Below are 16,583 nucleotides of genomic sequence, written 5' to 3' on the forward strand. Positions count from 1 at the left end.
CCCATCATGCAGCTACTTCTGGGTGTTCAGCGAGCTCGACAATAAGCTGCTTCAACAACTGGGTTCGGGGTTCGATCTCGGCAACAATGACGTGCTCGCTTTCTGCGTGCGCACCCCCGCCAACGGCACCGAGGCCGTCAAGGGTAGGCACGCCGATGCCAGCCGTGTAGTTGCCATCGCTTGCGCCGCCGACAGCGACACCCTCGATGGGATCGAGCCCAAGTTTTGCGACAACTGATGTCGCAAGAGCAAAAAGTTCGGTTGATCCAGCGCGCTCGAGCGGTGGACGGTTTGGGCCGCCGGCAATGCTGATACCAGCGCCGGGCAGCACGGGAGTGAGCGCCCGCATAGCAGCATCTACGCGCTGCTGTTCAGCGGCGGTGCGCGCGCGAACATCTACCCGCAGTTGTGCCTCTGCCGGCACAGTGTTACTGGTTACGCCGGAGTGCGCTTTCGTTGGGGTCACGGTGGTGCCAAGCTCTGCGTTTGCGATTGCGGTGATTGCGAGCACCTGGTGCGCCAGCTCGATCGAGGTGTTCACGCCCTTTTCAGGTTCGAGCCCGGCGTGGGCCGAGACACCGGTGAGAGTGACGTCGTAGAGCGACACTCCCTTGCGCTCCACCTTGATTGCGCCGCCGTCGGCTGAGGCTTCAAGGACGAGAGCGGCGCGTGCTCCCGCTGCCGTTTCTTCGATGAGTGCGCGGGAGTTTGGCGATCCAACTTCTTCGTCTCCCGTGACGAGCAGGGTCACGCCGTCACGGTTCTCGAGCGATGCGATTGCGTGCATCGCCATCGCGAGGCCGGTTTTCATGTCGAAGCAGCCGGGGCCCGTCATCACGCCGTCTTGAATCGCGTAGGGCAGGCGCTCAAGAGTTCCAGTTGGCCAAACGGTGTCGTGATGCGCAAGAACCACAACTTTGCGTTCAGCGCCGAACTGCCATTTGAGATGGTTCACCCCGTTCACAACGATACGTTCTGGGGCCACACCGAGCAGGTTTTCGCCCAGCTCGGCAACAAGATCTGCGGAGCGTGCGACAGCGGCGAGGTCGGCAGATGGCGACTCGCACTCGACCAGTTCCTTGATGGTCTGCAAGATGCCATCAAGTTGAATTGACTTGGCCATGATCTTGAGGTCCCTTTCGTTTTCGCGAGAGCATCTTCACTCTCGCAACTTCAACTATTCGCTACTGCGCCGTGTGTCGTCTCGTTCGCTACAACACATTCACCGGTTGCGCTTTGGTGCGCAGAACAATCGAATTCATCTGATCTTTTGGTCTACCTGTGCAGATGCGGCACCGGGCAAACATCAGCAGACTCTCGCCCGGCACCGCTACCGCACTAGCGCAGATGCCCGCGCAGACCCTTACCCGGGTAGGCGTCAATCACAATGTCGCCACCGCGAACCACAAATTGACCGGCAACCAGCACCTCGTCAAATCCGATAGACGGTTTCGTGCCATCAACGTAGTTCGCTTGATCGGTCACGCGCGTTGGATCGATCACCGTAATATCTGCGTCGGCGCCGATACCCAGGTGACCCTTCGCTTCGAATGCTGGTGTGGTTGAATCCATCACCCGCGCCGGCAGGTAGCTGCAGCGACGATACACTTCGACCCAATCCCAGACACCGTACTCGCGAACCATCATGCGAATCGAACGCGCAAAGGTGCCAGCCGTTCTCGGGTGCGTCATACCGCCGGGAGGCAAAGGCCACTCCCTTGTCTCAATGCTGCCGTTGGGCCAGGTCACCGGCATCGCGTCTGAAGCGACGATACTGTCCGGGTAGGCAAGCGAACGGGCAAGCAATTCGCGGTCCCGTTCACTCGAGTCGTCGAGGTACTCGACAATGCAGGTTGCTCCCGGATCAGTCTCACGCACATGACGCAGGTGCGCTTCGTCGCGAATCCGCTCCCCTGTGCTCACGATTACCAGATTTGATGGTTTCAGATCCCACGCCGGCAAACGTTCTGGGGCTAAAAATGCCGCACCGATGCCCGTGCTCCCCGCACCATATGGGTAGGTCTCGACTGTCATCGTCGCCCCGCCAGCACGAGCCCGATCAATCACACCGAGCGTGCGATCAATGTGCCTACGCGAAGTGCTATTCACGTGACAGTGGTGCACCTGTCCACCAAACTCCATCGCGACCTGAGCAGCCTCTTCGGTGCCATCAATCGGTGTGCTCGGATCAGACTCAACGATCTCGCGCACATGCGTGAACGTTGGTACACCCATCGTTGCAGCAAGTTTGTTCACTGCCCGATACTCGCGAGGGTCAGTGCGCGGCGCGTACCCTTGCAAAATCCCGATCCCAAGGGCGCCGTCACTAATTTCGCGCTCAAGCAGGCCGAGCCAATCGTTCAACTGCGTCGACGAAGAGTCTTTCTGCCACGCTGGATCGCCAAGCACCGAGAGTCCTGCAGCAAAATCCGCTTTGGGTTCCCACCCCGAAAGCACTGCGGCTCGAGCCATGCCCCACGACGCCGAGAAACCAAAGTTAATTGGCCGCCCCTCGTTCGCCGCATTCTGGTAGGCAAGTTCGACCGGCAACAAACCCGCTTCAAGTTCGAGCGCGGTGGTCACGCCATCCATGGCTTGGAGCCGCTGACCGGCGATCGAATTCACATGGCTGTGCAAGTCGATGAAACCCGGGCCAACGATTTTTCCCGCAACGTCAACAACGTCTGCACCCTCGGCAACAAGGTCCTTGCCGATTGCAGCAATTTTGCCGTCGCGAATCAATACATCAGCGATCTGGTCGGCGCCGGTGGCCGGGTCAATCACCCGGCCACCACGCAAGAGCACTGTGCTCATTATTAGGCTTTCTCTGCCTCGACCTTACGCAGGCAACGAATGTCCGCGTAGAGGCACTGCTCGCCGTCAACCTCGTCGAAGGTGAAGTGACTCCATCCCGCAAGGGTGTCGAGTCGGCCGAGGTACTGGTTTGCTGTCTCGCTTGGGAAGAACTCAATAATTGCGCTCTCGTCTCCCGAGCCAACGCCCTTGCGCTCAACCTTTCCCTGCAGCTGACCGTCTTCACTCAGGTGAACCTCAATCGAAGACGAGAAGTCTGCGTAGGTACCGAGCAGCGACGGGGCGATCTTTGCTTCAGTTTTGGCAGCGATTGGGCGATCCGGCGCTTTTGCCGTAATACCCAAAAATTCGCTTGAGAATGCGGCAAGCACCTCTGGACCAGCCAACTCAGCCACACCACCGTTGCAGAACACCACAAGTGCGATGCCGTCTTCTGGCAGCACCTCAAGCCAAGCCTTGTTGCCGATGGTGGTGCCACCGTGTGCAAACACAGGATGACCTTCCCAATCGTTCAGCATCCAGCCAAGGCCCCAGCGTGGCACCATAACGGCAGCACCCGGCGCCAGTTTGACCTGAGTATCGGTCATCATCTTCACTGACTCTTCGCTCAGAAGCGGCTGGCCGTCGCTCCCCTTGCCACCGGCAAGGAATGATCCAGCGAAGCTCAACAGGTCGTCAACGCTACTGGTGATGATTCCTGCGGGGCCAACCGAACGCGGCAGCGTACTGACCGGCGCCAGTCGCCACTGGGTGTCTTTCGGAGCACGCACATGCCCCTGCTGGTTGCGATGCATCATCACGTGCTCAGGCAAAGTCAGGAACTTCTGCAAGCCGAGACGCTTCGAAATGCGATTCTGCAGCGCTTCATCCCAGGTGCAGCCGTCAAGCACCTCAATCACGCGGCCAAGCAGCACCCAACCCGAGTTGCTGTACGACCAGCCCTCACCTGGGGCGAAGAGCGAGTGCACCTCGGCCAGCTGATCAACGTAGATCTCGACCGCGTTGTCACCTCGGCCAGTATCGGTGAACACGTCACCGTCAATACCCGAGGTGTGCGTGAGCAAATGATGAATGGTGATCGTTGAGGGGTCAACATCAGCGAGCTTCAAGTCAGGAAGAATGTCGGTGACCGGGGTGTCCAGATCAAGCTTGCCCTCTTCACGCAGCTGCATAATCATGGTGCCGGTAACGACCTTCGAGATCGAACCGATCTGGCAGAGCGTGTCAGGAGTGTTCTCGACGCCTGTACTCAGACTCGTTACACCGGTGCTCGCTGCGAAGCGCTGCGAGAGGCCGGTGGTCTTGTCGTAGGAGAGCACGCCAGCAACAATGCCGGGAACGTGGTGGCGGCGAGCGATGTCAGCGAGGATTGGCTGCCAACGTGCTGCGTCGAACTGCAGTGGGCTATAGGTCTTGGACATTGGGCGAACTCCGTTTCTACATTGAAAATCTGGATGAAAAGAGGGCCCCACCGCGGTGTGCGGCAGGGCCCGACTCTGTCGCTAGTCGACGAGGATCAGACCGGTGACCATGGTGTCCTGACCGTATGGGTCAATGACACCCTTCACGCCGTTGCCGTAGGCCGACTCAGTACGCATCGCGAATGGCACATAGTCGACTGATGAGTACATCTCGGCTTCAGCCTTCTCCCACGCGTCGCAGGCCTCTGCGCCCGCATATTCACTGGTAGCGGCGACAAGCTCGTTGAACTTCTCGTTATTGATACCCGCAAAGTTGTTGCCCTGCGGAGGGGTTGCACCCATGAAGTAGTAGCCGAGCACAGTTGGTACTGGGTAGTTCGGCGCAATCCACATCACGTCAAATTCTTCGCCCGATCCCTCGGTGAAGAGCTTTTCGTTGAAGGCACCAGCGTCGCTACCGACGTGATTTACCTTGATGCCGATCTTGGTCCACTGGTCGCCGATCTGCTCAGCAGTTGCGGCATTTTCAGCCCAGCGGGTCGACCAACCGAAGTTCAGCACGAGTGGCTTGCCGTCTTTCGCACGCATGCCATCGCTGCCCTTCTTCCAGCCAGCCTCGTCAAGCAGCGCCTCGGCCGCGGCGACATCAGTCTTCGGCAGGTTTGGCGTTGCAGCATCGTAAATGCAAACCTGTGGCTGAACGACCGCGAGACGCTGAGCGCGCTCACCCTTGCCAGAGGTAGCAACCTGCATCAGAGAATCAAGATCGAGTGCCTGGGTGAGGGCGGTACGCACCTTGATATCGGCGGTTGGCTTCCCATCGAACTGGGTGTAGAGCAGGCCAGCGCTGTTGATCTGTGAAGCACCGAACGACATCATTGTCTCTGCCACACGTTCACCATCTGGGCCCGGCACCGAAGCAATGTTTAGGTCGCCCGAGAGCAGCAGATTTGCGCGGGTACTCGCGTTTTCAATGACGCTGATCACTACTTCCTTCGGCACACCAGGAGTGCTGCCGATCGGGCCATTCTCTGGAGCCCAGGTGTAGTCATCGCGACGTTCAAGAGTGTAGTGATCACCGGGCACGGCCTCAGTGAGCTGGTACAGGCCGGTGCCATTGGTTGCCGAAGCAACGGTGCTTGGATCATCGAGAGCAGCCTGGCAGTAAATCGGGAAGGTTCCGATCGCGGTAAGCAGGAACGAGTTCGCGGTGCCGGTGGTGACCGTCACCGTGTTCTCATCGTTTTCTACGACTGCGTCAGAGGGGATGACCATGTCGATAAAGGCTGATCCGTTCGCTGGATCGGCGATCCAGCGATAGTTGTTCGCGACTGTTTCTGCCGTGAGCTTGGTGCCATCGCTGCAGACCGCATCGTCGCGGATAGTCAGCTTGAGCGAGCTCGGAGTCTCTTCCCAATCGGTAGCGAGCCAAGCCGAAGCCTCACCCTTGCTGTTGTAGTAGATCGGGCTCTCGTAAGCCCACGGGTAAACGTTTGAGAGCGAGGCGTTTGCGTTGGTCAGGCGGAAGAGGTTTCCGGGATCTTCCTGCAAGCCATAACGCATTGTGCCGTCGATCACGGGCTCACCGTCGCCATTTCCGGCACCGCTTCCTCCGCCGCTGCAGGAAGTGAGTGCCAGGGCACCGATAGCCGCAACCGCGACGATCAAGTGTTTATTCATTAGTGTTCCTCCATGTGTGACATGTTTGGGGGGTCAGTAAAATTTGCACCGGCGGGTCGCTGAGCCGCCGAGCCGTTGAATCGCTGAATCGCTGAATCGCTGAATCGCTACGCAAGCAGCAGGGTTAAAGAGTGGGTACCGCTGCGATCAGGTCGCGGGTGTATTCCTGGGCAGGCTGTTCCATCACAGAAACGGTGTCGCCCACTTCGATCAGCTTGCCGTGACGCATCACCGCCACCCGATCGCAGACGATACGCACCACTGCGAGGTTGTGGCTAATAAACAGCACCGAAAAACCAAGCTCGCGCTGCAGAGCACGAAGCAGGTTAAGCACTGCGCCCTGCACCGAAACATCAAGCGCAGAGGTGATCTCATCAGCCAAAATGACCGAAGGTTTTGCGGCGATTGCACGAGCCAGAGCGACTCGCTGCCGCTGACCGCCCGAGAGCTGAGCCGGCATCCGCAGCGCGGTATCGCCTGGCAGGGCAACCGCACCGAGCAGATTCTGAATTTCTGCTTTTCGAGCACGCGCATTCGGAGTGGCAGTGCCATCGCGTCGATGGGCCGCCTGCAATGCCTCATCAATTGACTGGCCGATAGTGCGCCGCGGGTTAAAACACGACTGCGGATCTTGGAACACCATCTGCACCCTGCGGCGGTCGCGAAGTGCGCCACGTTTTGCGTGCGAGATTTCTGTGTCGCCCAGCAGAATCGAGCCGTTGGTCGGCTCAGCAAGGCCCACAGCCGCGCGAGCAAGCGTCGACTTTCCAGAGCCAGACTCTCCCACTAGGCCGAGAATCTCGCCTGGCTCAAGCGCGAGGCTGACCGAATCAACCGCGGTGAACGCGGATGAGCCGTGGCCGTAGGTGACGCTTACCGAGTCAAAGGAAAGGCGGTCGTTCATCGGGGATCTCCTTCAAACTCGAGCAGGCGCACTGCCGCAGTGACCGGCTTGACCTCTTCAATAACCTCGATCGGTGAGGTGCCAGAGAAATCAGCGTCATCAGGGATCGATGCCATTGCTTCACCTCGTGGCGAGGACATGCTCGGCACGGTCGCCATCAGCGCCCGCGTGTATGGGTGGGCGGCATTGCCTGCCTTCAGATCTTCGGAACTGATGTCTTCGACCAGGCGGCCACGGTACATCACGAGCACGCGGGTGCAGAGCGAAGTGACCACGGCGATATCGTGCGATACAAACATGATCGCGGTGCCGTCTTCTTCGTTGATTTTCTTGAGCAGATCAAGAATGCCTGCCTGCACGGTCACGTCGAGCGCTGTGGTTGGTTCATCAGCGAGGATCAACGATGGTGTACCCATCAGTCCCGCTGCGATCATGGCGCGCTGTCGCATACCGCCCGAGTACTCGTGCGGATACTGCTTGTAGCGACGCTCAGCGTCTGGAATACGCACAGCGTTGAGGCGATCAATGGCAGCAGCCTTCGCTTCGGTGTGATTCATGTCGAGGTGCAGCAGACCGGTCTCAGCCACTTGCACACCAACATGAAGCGCGGGGTTCAGCGAAGACATTGGGTCTTGGAACACCATTGCCAGGCGTCGACCGAAGTGATGATCAAGCGACTTCGGGAAGCCGTCTTCACTCAGCTCGACCGATTCGCCGTCAAACTCGGCGCGATCGGCCTTGACGTGCAGTGGGGCTTCAAGCAGGCCCGCCACAGACATCAGGGTGAGACTCTTGCCCGAGCCAGATTCGCCGACGACGCCGACGATTTCTCCCCTGGCGACGTCGAACGAGACACCGCTTACGAGCGAGCGCAGTTTGGTATCGCTCTCTGGGGCGAAGACTCGAAGATTCCGCACCGAGAGCACGAGGTCTGGGTTGCCGTCTGCGGTTGAAATCGTGCCAGTGGTTACGGCGCGAGTTTTCTCCTGGCGAGAGGTGAGCTTTGCGAGCATGCGACGGGTTGGGCCGCGCTGAGCGCTCGGCGTGATCGCTTTGCTGAGTACTTCACCGATCAAAACAAAGGTGAGGCCGGCCAAAATAATCGCGATACCTGGCACTACCGCGGCGGTGGGTGTCACGAAGATGCGTTGCATGCCCTCGTTGAGCATGCGTCCCCAGTCATACTGTGGCACCTGAATACCGAGACCAAGAAAGGAGAGACCGGCAAACGCAACGAGTGTGCCGCCCGCGGTAAGCGTTGCGTTCACCATCAGAGGATCGCGAACGTTTGGCAGCACGTGGCGAAGCACAATTCGTGACTTCGGAATGCCGAGCACAAGAGCCGCCGAGACATAGTCACGACCCCAGACGGAAGCCGCGAGGTTGTGTGTCAGTCGAGCGTAGGCGGGCATCATCGCAATGGCGATAGCCATACTTGCTGCGAGGCCACTCTGTCCAAGGATCACGGAGAAGGCAATCGCAAGCAGCAGGCCGGGGAACGCGACGCCGATGTTGACACCGGCAACGATCAGTCGACCTCCGGTACCGCCGAGCACGAGCGGCACGAGACCGAGGAGCACACCTGCGCAGACACCGATCACGGTGGCTGTGAGCGCCATCACGACTGAGAGCTGGGTAGCGACGAGTGTTCGCAGCAGAATGTCACGACCGCTGCCGTCGGTGCCGAAGATGTGCTCTGGGCTTGGCGATTGTGCAATCAGAGCGGAGTTTGTCACTGAGGCTTGTTCGCCCCAGATCGCTGGCGCAAAAATTGTGAAAAAGAGGAGCGCTGCGAGCGAAAAGAGCGCGAGGATCCCGAGCGGGGTGCGAAGTACCGTGAGGAGGCGTTGTCTCGTGGTCATGACTTGTCCAATGCAGTCCGTGGGTCCAGCAGGATGAGGGCGATATCAACGATCAGGTTGATCAACAGCACTGTTGCGCCATAGAAAACGATGATGCCCTGCACCAGCGGGAAGTCTTTGCCCTGAATCGACTGAACAATCACTCCCCCGAGGCCAGGCCAGGCGAAAATGTTCTCGACCAGCACGGTGCCGGCGATCATGCCACCGAGCAGCAGACCAGAGATGGTAAGTGTCGAGGTCAATAGGTTTGGCAGCACATGCTTGCGATAGAGCCTGAACGACGGCATTCGTCTGGCACGCGCGGTACGTACGTAGTCCTGCTGCAGAACGTTGAGTGTCTCGGCTCGAACGATTCGAGAGAGTGAGGCTGTGGGCCCGATCGAGAGGGCCGCAACCGGAAGGATATATGAGGTCCAGTCTCCTCGTCCGGCCACCGGCACCCAACCGAGGCTTACCGCGAATACGTAAACCAGCAGAATTCCCGCGAGAAATTCTGGGATCACTGCTACGACTGCAGAGACACCGGTAAACCCGGCTTCAACTCCGCGGCGTCGGCCGTTCTTGGTGAGTGCGCCGAAAGCGAGACCCAGGCTGATTGCGAGAACGAGAGAGATAGCAACTGCCATGAAAGCGATCTCGAGAGTCGCGGGTGCGCGCTTCAAAATGACGTCAATCACCGGCATGCGCGAGCTGATCGAATCGCCCATGTTGCCAGTGAGTAGGCCACCCCAGAAGGAGAAGTACTGCACGATTAGTGGCCGGTCGAGGCCGAGTTCTGCACGACGGGCTTCAACGACCTCGAAGGTGGCGTTTTCGCCGGCCGACATTCTGGCAGGATCACCGGGGATCAACTGCACCAGAAGGAATGAGATCGTAACCAGCACAAAGAGCGAAACTACGAAGTAGCCGCTCCTTCGTAGCAGGTACGAAGCCCATGGATTTCTCACGAGAAAGGAATCACGCTGTTGCTTTTGAGGCACAGCTGACACCTTTCTGGGGCTCACAGAAGTTGCTGGCATGCGCTCTCCTCGTCCTTGGGGTCTGACGCTTTTTAAGTATGGCGAAGGAGAACTCCTAGCTGCATTGTTCAACACGCCAAGGGTTATGGGCGATAACTGTCGAGTTCACCAAGAATGCGATTTCGATTAGTCATAAGCTTCGAAGAGTACTGTCATCGGTCTCCCCACACCGCAGTGTCGAGACCTCTCACTAGAAAGGTGCGGCATGCGCGTTTACATCTCAATCGATATGGAGGGCGTCGCAGGCGTCGCAACCTTTGACCAGGTGGTACGAGGCGGACACGGCTACCCGCGCGCGCAAGAACTCATGACCGGCGAAGCGAACGCAGCAATCGCCGGCGCATTCGACGGCGGCGCAACCGAAGTACTGATTAACGACAGTCACGGCACCATGGACAACCTGATCCACGCCGAGCTCGACCAGCGCGCACGCATCATCTTCGGCAGCCCAAAGCTCGATTGCATGGCAGAGGGCATCGATTCCAATCACGATGTGGCGCTGTTTATCGGCTATCACGCAGCCGCCGGCTCTGAGGGCGTAATGGCCCACACCTACTCATCGACCTTCACCGAAGTTCGCGTAAACGGCGAGCCAGTCTCAGAAGCAGACGTGAATGCACTGCAGGCCGCAGCCGTCGGCGTACCAGTAGGCCTGCTCACCGGCGACGACCAGATCTGCGCCGCGATCCAGAAGACTCTGCCGGGCATCGAGACAGTCACCGTCAAGCGCGCGCACGGCTACCACGCTGCAAACTCGCTCTCACCGACCGAAGCGCAGCGCCTGATCCGCGAAGCCGCCGCAAATGTCGTCCGCAAAGCAAAGTCATACACACTGCCAGCGATCCCAGAAATGCTGAACATTGAGATCGACCTGCCAAACATGCAAGCAGCAGAGCAGGCCTCACTCATTCCGCACGCCGAGCGGGTCGGCCCACGCACCGTCAAGCTTGAGGCAAAAACTCCAGCAGAAGCAATCGCCTTTGTTCAGGTCTGCTACCAGTTCGCATCGACAGCACTGAAGAACCTATTCCTCCTGGCGAATCGCTAAATAAACCTCAAAGAGGGCGTATCGCGGCTGCCCCCGCGTACGCTCTCTTTGTTTTGTGCTCTATCGGTTGACGCTACTGAACGCTGAGCGCGTCAGACAGCAAACGGCCAACAGTTCCGATCAACCGGTCTGCATCTGGGTTATTCGAACGGAACTCATTGGTACGAATAAACACAGCAATTGCATGCTTGCGACCATCAGGGAACTCAACCATTCCAATTTCATTGCGCACAATACCGATGGTGCCGGTCTTGCCGCTCACCTGGATATCGTCGCTCGGGAAGCCAGAACGCAGTCGATGTGGCCACACCTGTAGGCCGAGAATTCTGCGCACCTCAGCGCAGGCCTCGACAGAGCCAGCTTGATCGTTCCAGATCAGGCGTAGCAATTGAGCAGCCTCACGCGGCGTGCTGCGATTGGTGGATGCGGGAGTGCACACCGAGAATTCCGCAACCCGATCTGAATCAGCTTCGTTCAGTTCCTTGCGCAGGCTAATATCGACGCCCAAGTCTTCGGCCATCATCTCAAAAATCAGGTTGCAGTCGCCGAGCAAGAACGTCTCGGGCAGACCGAGCTCACGCATCGTGCTGTTGATACGGTCACGGCCAACCTTCGCCATCACGATATCGGTAGCTGCGTTGTCGCTCACCGTAATCATCGAGGTTGCCATATCGCGAAGCGACCATTCAGCAGCATCGCTGAATACGCTCAACCCGGTAGGGCCCAGAGTGGCATTCGCTGGATCAAAAGATACTCGCTCGGTCGGCGAAAGCTCGCCAGCAACAACCTGGCGCGCATACTCGACCAGAACCGGAACCTTGAATACTGACGCCATCACGGTGGGATCATCAGATCCAAACCCTACCTGGCGACCAGTCTCCAGATCGATAGCGTGCGCAAAAACTGATGCGCCGACAGCTTCGGCAGCGGCAGCAATCTCTGCATGGACAGGAAGATCTGTGAGGTCAGAATTCTGATTCGTCATAGTCGCAGAATATCTGCAGGTGTCGATATCGGGTTCGTACTCGCGCACGAGAAGCGCCGGGCAGAGTTGTCAGCGGGTACCATTTTGCACCCGCTGACAACGGCGCTGGATCACCCAGCGAGATCCGCGTTTTACGCCTGGGGTTTCATGAAGCCTGCGAAGTACTCGCTCAGCTCTTCGCGAGCGCTCAACGGCAGAATGTGCGCTACGTAGTGGTCTGGGCGAACCACGACGATTGCTCCCTCGCGTGAGATGCCTCGCTGCTCGAAGATATCGTCGTTGGCAATTGCAGCGTAGATCTTCTCGTAGTCGGGCAGACCGTACGGACCGCTTGATGGCAGGAACACCTTCGGCACCGTCTCAATGGCTACGTCGTGATGTGCCTGCTGGTACACGGCTTTGACGTCGAACACGCTGTCAAGGTCGCTTCCTGCTGGCGTGAACCGAGCAATCGGCGACGTATCGCTGTTCAGCATCCACTCTGCCCACTCGTTCAGGGCGGAGCGATCGGTGTCTGCGAAGGCGTATACCCGGTATCGGCCGTCGGCGCGGTGGTGGTGCCCGAGGTGCACCTGCACGGCGTCTGCAACTCGCACTGTGTTCACTGACTTGAATCGTTTGCCAAGAGGGAATCCGGTGGCAAGCTCCTGCACCGCGGTGTCTGAGACGATGCTCGATGCTTCGTATTCGGTCATGAACCCTGCGGGGAATTCGGCGGTACGCACATAGAAGTCTGCGACCTCTGACGGCGAATCAAATTCTTCGGGCTTTTTAGCCATCAATGTTGACCACTCAAGGTCAAAATCAATGAGGTTCTGTGCGGTCACCTGACGCTCGTCGCTGTAGGTGCCGAGCAACTCTTCGCCGGCCATGCCGCTCAGCACATATCCGAGCTTCCAGGCCAGGTTCCAGCCATCCTGCATGGAGACGTTCATGCCCTGGCCTGCTTTGGCGCTGTGTGTATGGCAAGCATCGCCCATCAAGAAGACGCGTGGCTTGCCGTCTGGCGAAGTTGCTGCGTCGTCAAAGCGGTCGGTGAGGCGGTGTGCTACTTCGTAGACGCTGCTCCAGGCGACATTGCGCACATCAAGCTCGTAGGGATGCAAAATGGCGTTGGCTCGCGCGATGACTTCTGCAACGGGAGTCTTGCGCACCTCGTGGCCACCGTTTTCATCGGTTTCTCCGAGGTCAACGTAGATTCGGCAGAGGTGATTTCCCTCGCGCGGGATGTGCAGGATGCTGCCGGCTTCGCTGTGGATGATGCACTTCTTGCGAATGTCTGGGAAGTCGGTCACCGGCAGTACATCCATCACGCCCCAGGCATGGAACGACTGGTTGCCGCGCAGTGAGCCGCCGATGGCCGAGCGCACCGCCGAGCGGGCGCCGTCTGCACCGATAACGTACTTCGCGCGCACGACACGAGTTTCGCCTGCGCTTGCGGCCTCAGCATTCGCGTTGATGCCTGCACCGCTGTGCCCTGAGACTTGGCGCAGTGTAACTGCGACCGGGTACTCCCCTTCGCCGGTAACTTCGAGGTCAACAAATTCCCAACCGTAGTCGACGTCGCCGCGAGCCGGCGCGCGTCGCGCATACTCTGCGAAGTAGTCGATCACGCGAGCCTGGTTCACGATCAGGTGGGGAAACTCGCTGATGCCCTGCGGGTCGTCATCGGTGGTGCCAGTGCGAATAATCTCCGAGGGATTTTCTGGGTTGGGGTTCCAGAATGCGGTCTCGGTGATCTGGTAGGCCTCTTGAATAATCTGTGGCGCGAACCCGAATGCTTGGAACGTTTCTACGCTTCGCGCTTGAATTCCGTCGGCCTGGCCTAGCACGAGGCGGCCGTCGCGGCGTTCGATAATGCGGGTGGTTACTCCGGGGAACATTGCGAGCTGAGCGTGCGCGGCGATACCGGCTGGGCCGGATCCAACGATGAGTACATCAATTTCGCCGGGCAACTCTTCTGGGCGGTCAAGCCCAACTCCAGCAGCCGGGAGCACCCTCGGGTCGGTTGATACGTACCCATGGTGGTGAAACTGCACGATTTCTCCTCACTGCGCCGTGAGCGGATACTATCCGTCACTTGTGTTCACTATATGAACACCAGTTCTAACTATTGCACAATCAGCATAAATGGCAGGCACGCAAAAGCCAAGCCAAATACTCCGCAAAGTTTTGGCTTGCGTGGGATCGCTAGACGCTACTCACCGAGACGCTTGCGCGCAGAAATCGCACGATCAGCCTCACGGCGATCCTGCTTCTCCCGAAGGGTCTGGCGCTTGTCGTACTCCTTCTTACCCTTGGCAAGCGCGATCTCTACCTTCGCGCGGCCATCGAGGAAGTACAGCTGCAACGGCACAATCGTCATGCCACCCTCTCGGGTCTTCTGGTACAGCTTGTCAATCTGCTGACGGTGCAGCAGCAATTTACGCTTGCGACGCGGCGCGTGGTTGGTCCAAGAACCATTCAAGTATTCGGGAATGTAGGCAGCATCAAGCCACGCTTCACCGTTCTCGATGAACACATATCCGTCGACCAATGAAGCGCGGCCCATTCGCAGCGACTTCACCTCGCTGCCGGTAAGCACAAGACCTGCCTCGTAGGTATCGAGGATCAGGTAATCGTGCCGCGCCTTTTTGTTCGAGGCGATCAGTTTCTGACCCGTCTCTTTAGGCATACCCACCAGCATAGCGCGCCGAAGGCCGCCCCCGCATTGCGAGAACGGCCTTCGTGGCTTCGTGCTTCAGTTAAACCCGCAGATACCTGCTGATTGCAACCTTCGCGGCGAGTGCGCTGAGCACCACGCCAAGGCCAATCAATATCGGCGGCACAATCAACGATTGTTCGACCGTGATGTAACTCGTAAAAGGCACATTGGCAACGAGGAAATCTTGCACAAAGAATTTCACAATAGCTACCGAGGCAATACCCGCGAGCACCGAACCTATCAGCGCCGCGACTATACCCTCGAGAATAAACGGCGTCTGAATGAACCTATTCGATGCGCCGACCAGTCGCATGATGCCAATTTCACGCCTGCGCGAGAAGGCAGAAAGTCGAATCGTCGTCGAAATCAACAGCACTGCAGCAACCAGCATGAGGCCCGCGATCGCAATCGCGGTGTAACTCGCAACCGCCAAGAAGAGGAAGATTCGATCAAGCAAACTTCGCTGGTCGCTGACACTTTGCACACCAGGCACACCAGAGAATGTCTCTTGGATCACCGCGGAGCGTGAGGGGTCAGTGAGCTTCACCCAGAAGGTCTGATTGAGCTGCTCTGGCCTTGTAATGTCAAGAATCGGGTTTCCCGCGAACTGTTTCTTGAACTCCTCGTAAGCCTTATCGTGATCGACAAAGAAGAAGTCTTCAATGTATGGCTGCAGTACACCTGAGTTCAGCGCGTCTTCGACAGCAGCGATTTGCTCTTCATTCACATCGTTGCCGTCGCAGGTAGCGCTCTGATCAAAGTCGGTGCAAAGATAAATCGCAACCTGGGCACGGTCGTACCAGAAGGTTTTCATCTGCTGCACCTGCAGCTGCATAATAATCGCGGCACCAACAAAGGTGAGCGAAACGAAGGTCACCAAGATGACCGAAATCACAACGGAGAGGTTGCGGCGCAGGCCGTTCCATACCTCGCCGAGCACAAGTCCGAGCCTCATCGTACCGGCCCCACATCCGTCTGATCATCGGGCGTGAGACCAAGGGCCTCCGCGTAACTTCCTGGGGGCGCGGCCTGAGGTGCCGGCGATGCGGGCGATCCCGGACGATCAGTGCGAACGGTCTCGTCAAGCTCGTCTGGCAACGACTGCTGAGCGCCGCTTGGCGCCTCAGCTGCAAGCTCAGGGGCTGCGGGAGTGGTGGGCGCAGGAGCAGCTGGAGCCGCCGGATCCGCGCCCTCTGAAGAGTCAGAAAGCAATGCTTCGAACGCGGCCACCTGCTCGGCTGCGGCAGCGCTTGGCGTCTCTTCGGTGAAGATTTCAGCGAGCTCCGGCTCCGCTGGATCACCGATCGCATCAAGTTCTGGAGCTTCAGAGGTGAGTGCGACCCGAAGGGCTTCTTCGCTCGTGCGAAGCTTCTGCGTGCCGGCTTCAGAGAGGTTGCCGAGGTCAATGGCCGCGGTCTCGCCATAGCCACCGCTCTGCTCGTCACGCACGACGACACCTTGTGAGAGCTCGATCACACGCTGCTGCATGATGTCAACGAAGGTCGCCTCGTGCGTCGCCATCACCACGGTGGTACCCGAGGCGTTAATTGCGCGAAGCAATTGCATAATGCCAAGGCTGGTAGCTGGATCGAGGTTACCGGTTGGCTCGTCGGCGAGCAGAATTGCTGGCTTGTTCACAATCGCGCGCGCAATCGCGACACGCTGTTGTTCACCGCCCGAGAGTTCGTGCGGGAATCGTTTGGCTTTGCCGCCGAGTCCCACCATTTCGAGCACATCAGGCACGGCTTCTTGAATAAAGCCACGGGATTTACCGATCACCTGCAAAGAGAACGCCACGTTGTCGTAGACGGTCTTGTTTGTCAGCAAACGGAAGTCCTGGAAGACCACGCCGAGGTTGCGACGGAAATAAGGAACCTTGCGATTAGAAATCTTGCCCAGATCATGACCAAGCACGTGCACGCGGCCAGTGCTTGGCTGTTCTTCGCGCAGGATCAATCGCAGACAGCTTGACTTGCCGGACCCTGAAGCGCCGACGATGAAGACAAATTCACCGCGATCGATATTCAGGCTCACCCGATCAAGTGCGGGGCGCTTGGTGCCCCGGTACTTTTTGCTTACGCTCTCGAAAAGGATCATGACGCGAACGAGACTATGCCCGTTATGCGCATGAACGGGTGCGGCACGC

13 protein-coding genes are annotated in these 16,583 nt (G+C 58.4%); 1 reads left to right on the forward strand and 12 read right to left on the reverse strand.

Going from position 1 to position 16,583, the window contains the following annotated elements; genetic code table 11:
* Positions 1-4: 4 nt before the first annotated feature.
* The 7 genes from QBL02_RS00875 to QBL02_RS00905 form a co-directional block, all read right to left on the reverse strand.
* Complete coding sequence (locus tag QBL02_RS00875) at positions 5-1,123, reverse strand: M20 family metallopeptidase (protein WP_282724461.1); 1,119 nt, start codon at positions 1,121-1,123, stop codon at positions 5-7.
* A 215-nt stretch (positions 1,124-1,338) separates the two neighbouring features.
* A complete protein-coding gene (locus QBL02_RS00880; RefSeq protein WP_282724462.1) occupies positions 1,339-2,814 on the reverse strand; it encodes an amidohydrolase family protein in 1,476 nt (491 codons plus the stop codon).
* Between the two features lie 2 nt (positions 2,815-2,816).
* Positions 2,817-4,235, reverse strand: a complete 1,419-nt coding sequence (locus QBL02_RS00885) for a serine hydrolase domain-containing protein (protein WP_282724463.1) — start codon at positions 4,233-4,235, stop codon at positions 2,817-2,819.
* Between the two features lie 81 nt (positions 4,236-4,316).
* The gene (locus tag QBL02_RS00890) at positions 4,317-5,915 is read right to left on the reverse strand and encodes an ABC transporter substrate-binding protein (RefSeq protein ID WP_282724464.1); all 1,599 of its coding nucleotides are present in this window, start codon (positions 5,913-5,915) and stop codon (positions 4,317-4,319) included.
* Between the two features lie 124 nt (positions 5,916-6,039).
* Positions 6,040-6,819 (reverse strand): dipeptide/oligopeptide/nickel ABC transporter ATP-binding protein, encoded by a 780-nt coding sequence (locus tag QBL02_RS00895; RefSeq protein WP_282724465.1) that lies wholly within the window; start codon positions 6,817-6,819, stop codon positions 6,040-6,042.
* A complete protein-coding gene (locus QBL02_RS00900) occupies positions 6,816-8,681 on the reverse strand; it encodes a dipeptide/oligopeptide/nickel ABC transporter permease/ATP-binding protein (protein ID WP_282724466.1) in 1,866 nt (621 codons plus the stop codon). The genes QBL02_RS00895 and QBL02_RS00900 overlap by 4 nt, the downstream gene beginning before the upstream one ends.
* Positions 8,678-9,661: an ABC transporter permease gene (locus tag QBL02_RS00905; protein WP_282724467.1), complete on the reverse strand. Its 984-nt coding sequence runs from the start codon at positions 9,659-9,661 to the stop codon at positions 8,678-8,680. Before QBL02_RS00905 ends, QBL02_RS00900 begins: the two co-directional genes overlap by 4 nt.
* Positions 9,662-9,905: 244 nt before the next feature.
* Between QBL02_RS00905 and QBL02_RS00910 the strand changes: the two genes are divergently transcribed.
* Positions 9,906-10,748 (forward strand): M55 family metallopeptidase, encoded by an 843-nt coding sequence (locus tag QBL02_RS00910; RefSeq protein ID WP_282724468.1) that lies wholly within the window; start codon positions 9,906-9,908, stop codon positions 10,746-10,748.
* Between the two features lie 73 nt (positions 10,749-10,821).
* Here QBL02_RS00910 and QBL02_RS00915 read toward each other — a convergent pair whose 3' ends face one another.
* The 5 genes from QBL02_RS00915 to ftsE form a co-directional block, all read right to left on the reverse strand.
* The gene (locus tag QBL02_RS00915) at positions 10,822-11,733 is read right to left on the reverse strand and encodes a serine hydrolase (RefSeq protein WP_282724469.1); all 912 of its coding nucleotides are present in this window, start codon (positions 11,731-11,733) and stop codon (positions 10,822-10,824) included.
* A 131-nt stretch (positions 11,734-11,864) separates the two neighbouring features.
* Entirely contained in the window at positions 11,865-13,772 is a 1,908-nt protein-coding gene (locus tag QBL02_RS00920; protein WP_282724470.1) for an FAD-dependent monooxygenase, read from the reverse strand.
* A gap of 158 nt (positions 13,773-13,930) precedes the next feature.
* Positions 13,931-14,407: an SsrA-binding protein SmpB gene (gene smpB / locus QBL02_RS00925; RefSeq protein WP_282724471.1), complete on the reverse strand. Its 477-nt coding sequence runs from the start codon at positions 14,405-14,407 to the stop codon at positions 13,931-13,933.
* 70 nt (positions 14,408-14,477) lie between these two features.
* Positions 14,478-15,392: a permease-like cell division protein FtsX gene (gene ftsX, locus QBL02_RS00930; protein ID WP_282724472.1), complete on the reverse strand. Its 915-nt coding sequence runs from the start codon at positions 15,390-15,392 to the stop codon at positions 14,478-14,480.
* Positions 15,389-16,534: a cell division ATP-binding protein FtsE gene (gene ftsE, locus QBL02_RS00935; protein ID WP_282724473.1), complete on the reverse strand. Its 1,146-nt coding sequence runs from the start codon at positions 16,532-16,534 to the stop codon at positions 15,389-15,391. The genes ftsX and ftsE overlap by 4 nt, the downstream gene beginning before the upstream one ends.
* Between the last annotated feature and the right edge of the window lie 49 nt (positions 16,535-16,583).

Origin of the sequence: Leucobacter sp. UT-8R-CII-1-4 (genome assembly GCF_030010235.1) — a bacterium.
GTDB lineage: Bacteria > Actinomycetota > Actinomycetes > Actinomycetales > Microbacteriaceae > Leucobacter.

Bases quoted from the DNA above. Each gene is read 5' to 3' on its own strand.
- QBL02_RS00875 (WP_282724461.1), bottom strand. From the start codon at position 1,123: ATGGCCAAGTCAATTCAACTTGATGGCATCTTGCAGACCATCAAGGAA.
- QBL02_RS00880 (WP_282724462.1), bottom strand. From the start codon at position 2,814: ATGAGCACAGTGCTCTTGCGTGGTGGCCGGGTGATTGACCCGGCCACC.
- QBL02_RS00885 (WP_282724463.1), bottom strand. From the start codon at position 4,235: ATGTCCAAGACCTATAGCCCACTGCAGTTCGACGCAGCACGTTGGCAG.
- QBL02_RS00890 (WP_282724464.1), bottom strand. From the start codon at position 5,915: ATGAATAAACACTTGATCGTCGCGGTTGCGGCTATCGGTGCCCTGGCA.
- QBL02_RS00895 (WP_282724465.1), bottom strand. From the start codon at position 6,819: ATGAACGACCGCCTTTCCTTTGACTCGGTAAGCGTCACCTACGGCCAC.
- QBL02_RS00900 (WP_282724466.1), bottom strand. From the start codon at position 8,681: ATGACCACGAGACAACGCCTCCTCACGGTACTTCGCACCCCGCTCGGG.
- QBL02_RS00910 (WP_282724468.1), top strand. From the start codon at position 9,906: ATGCGCGTTTACATCTCAATCGATATGGAGGGCGTCGCAGGCGTCGCA.
- QBL02_RS00915 (WP_282724469.1), bottom strand. From the start codon at position 11,733: ATGACGAATCAGAATTCTGACCTCACAGATCTTCCTGTCCATGCAGAG.
- smpB (WP_282724471.1), bottom strand. From the start codon at position 14,407: ATGCCTAAAGAGACGGGTCAGAAACTGATCGCCTCGAACAAAAAGGCG.
- ftsX (WP_282724472.1), bottom strand. From the start codon at position 15,392: ATGAGGCTCGGACTTGTGCTCGGCGAGGTATGGAACGGCCTGCGCCGC.
- ftsE (WP_282724473.1), bottom strand. From the start codon at position 16,534: ATGATCCTTTTCGAGAGCGTAAGCAAAAAGTACCGGGGCACCAAGCGC.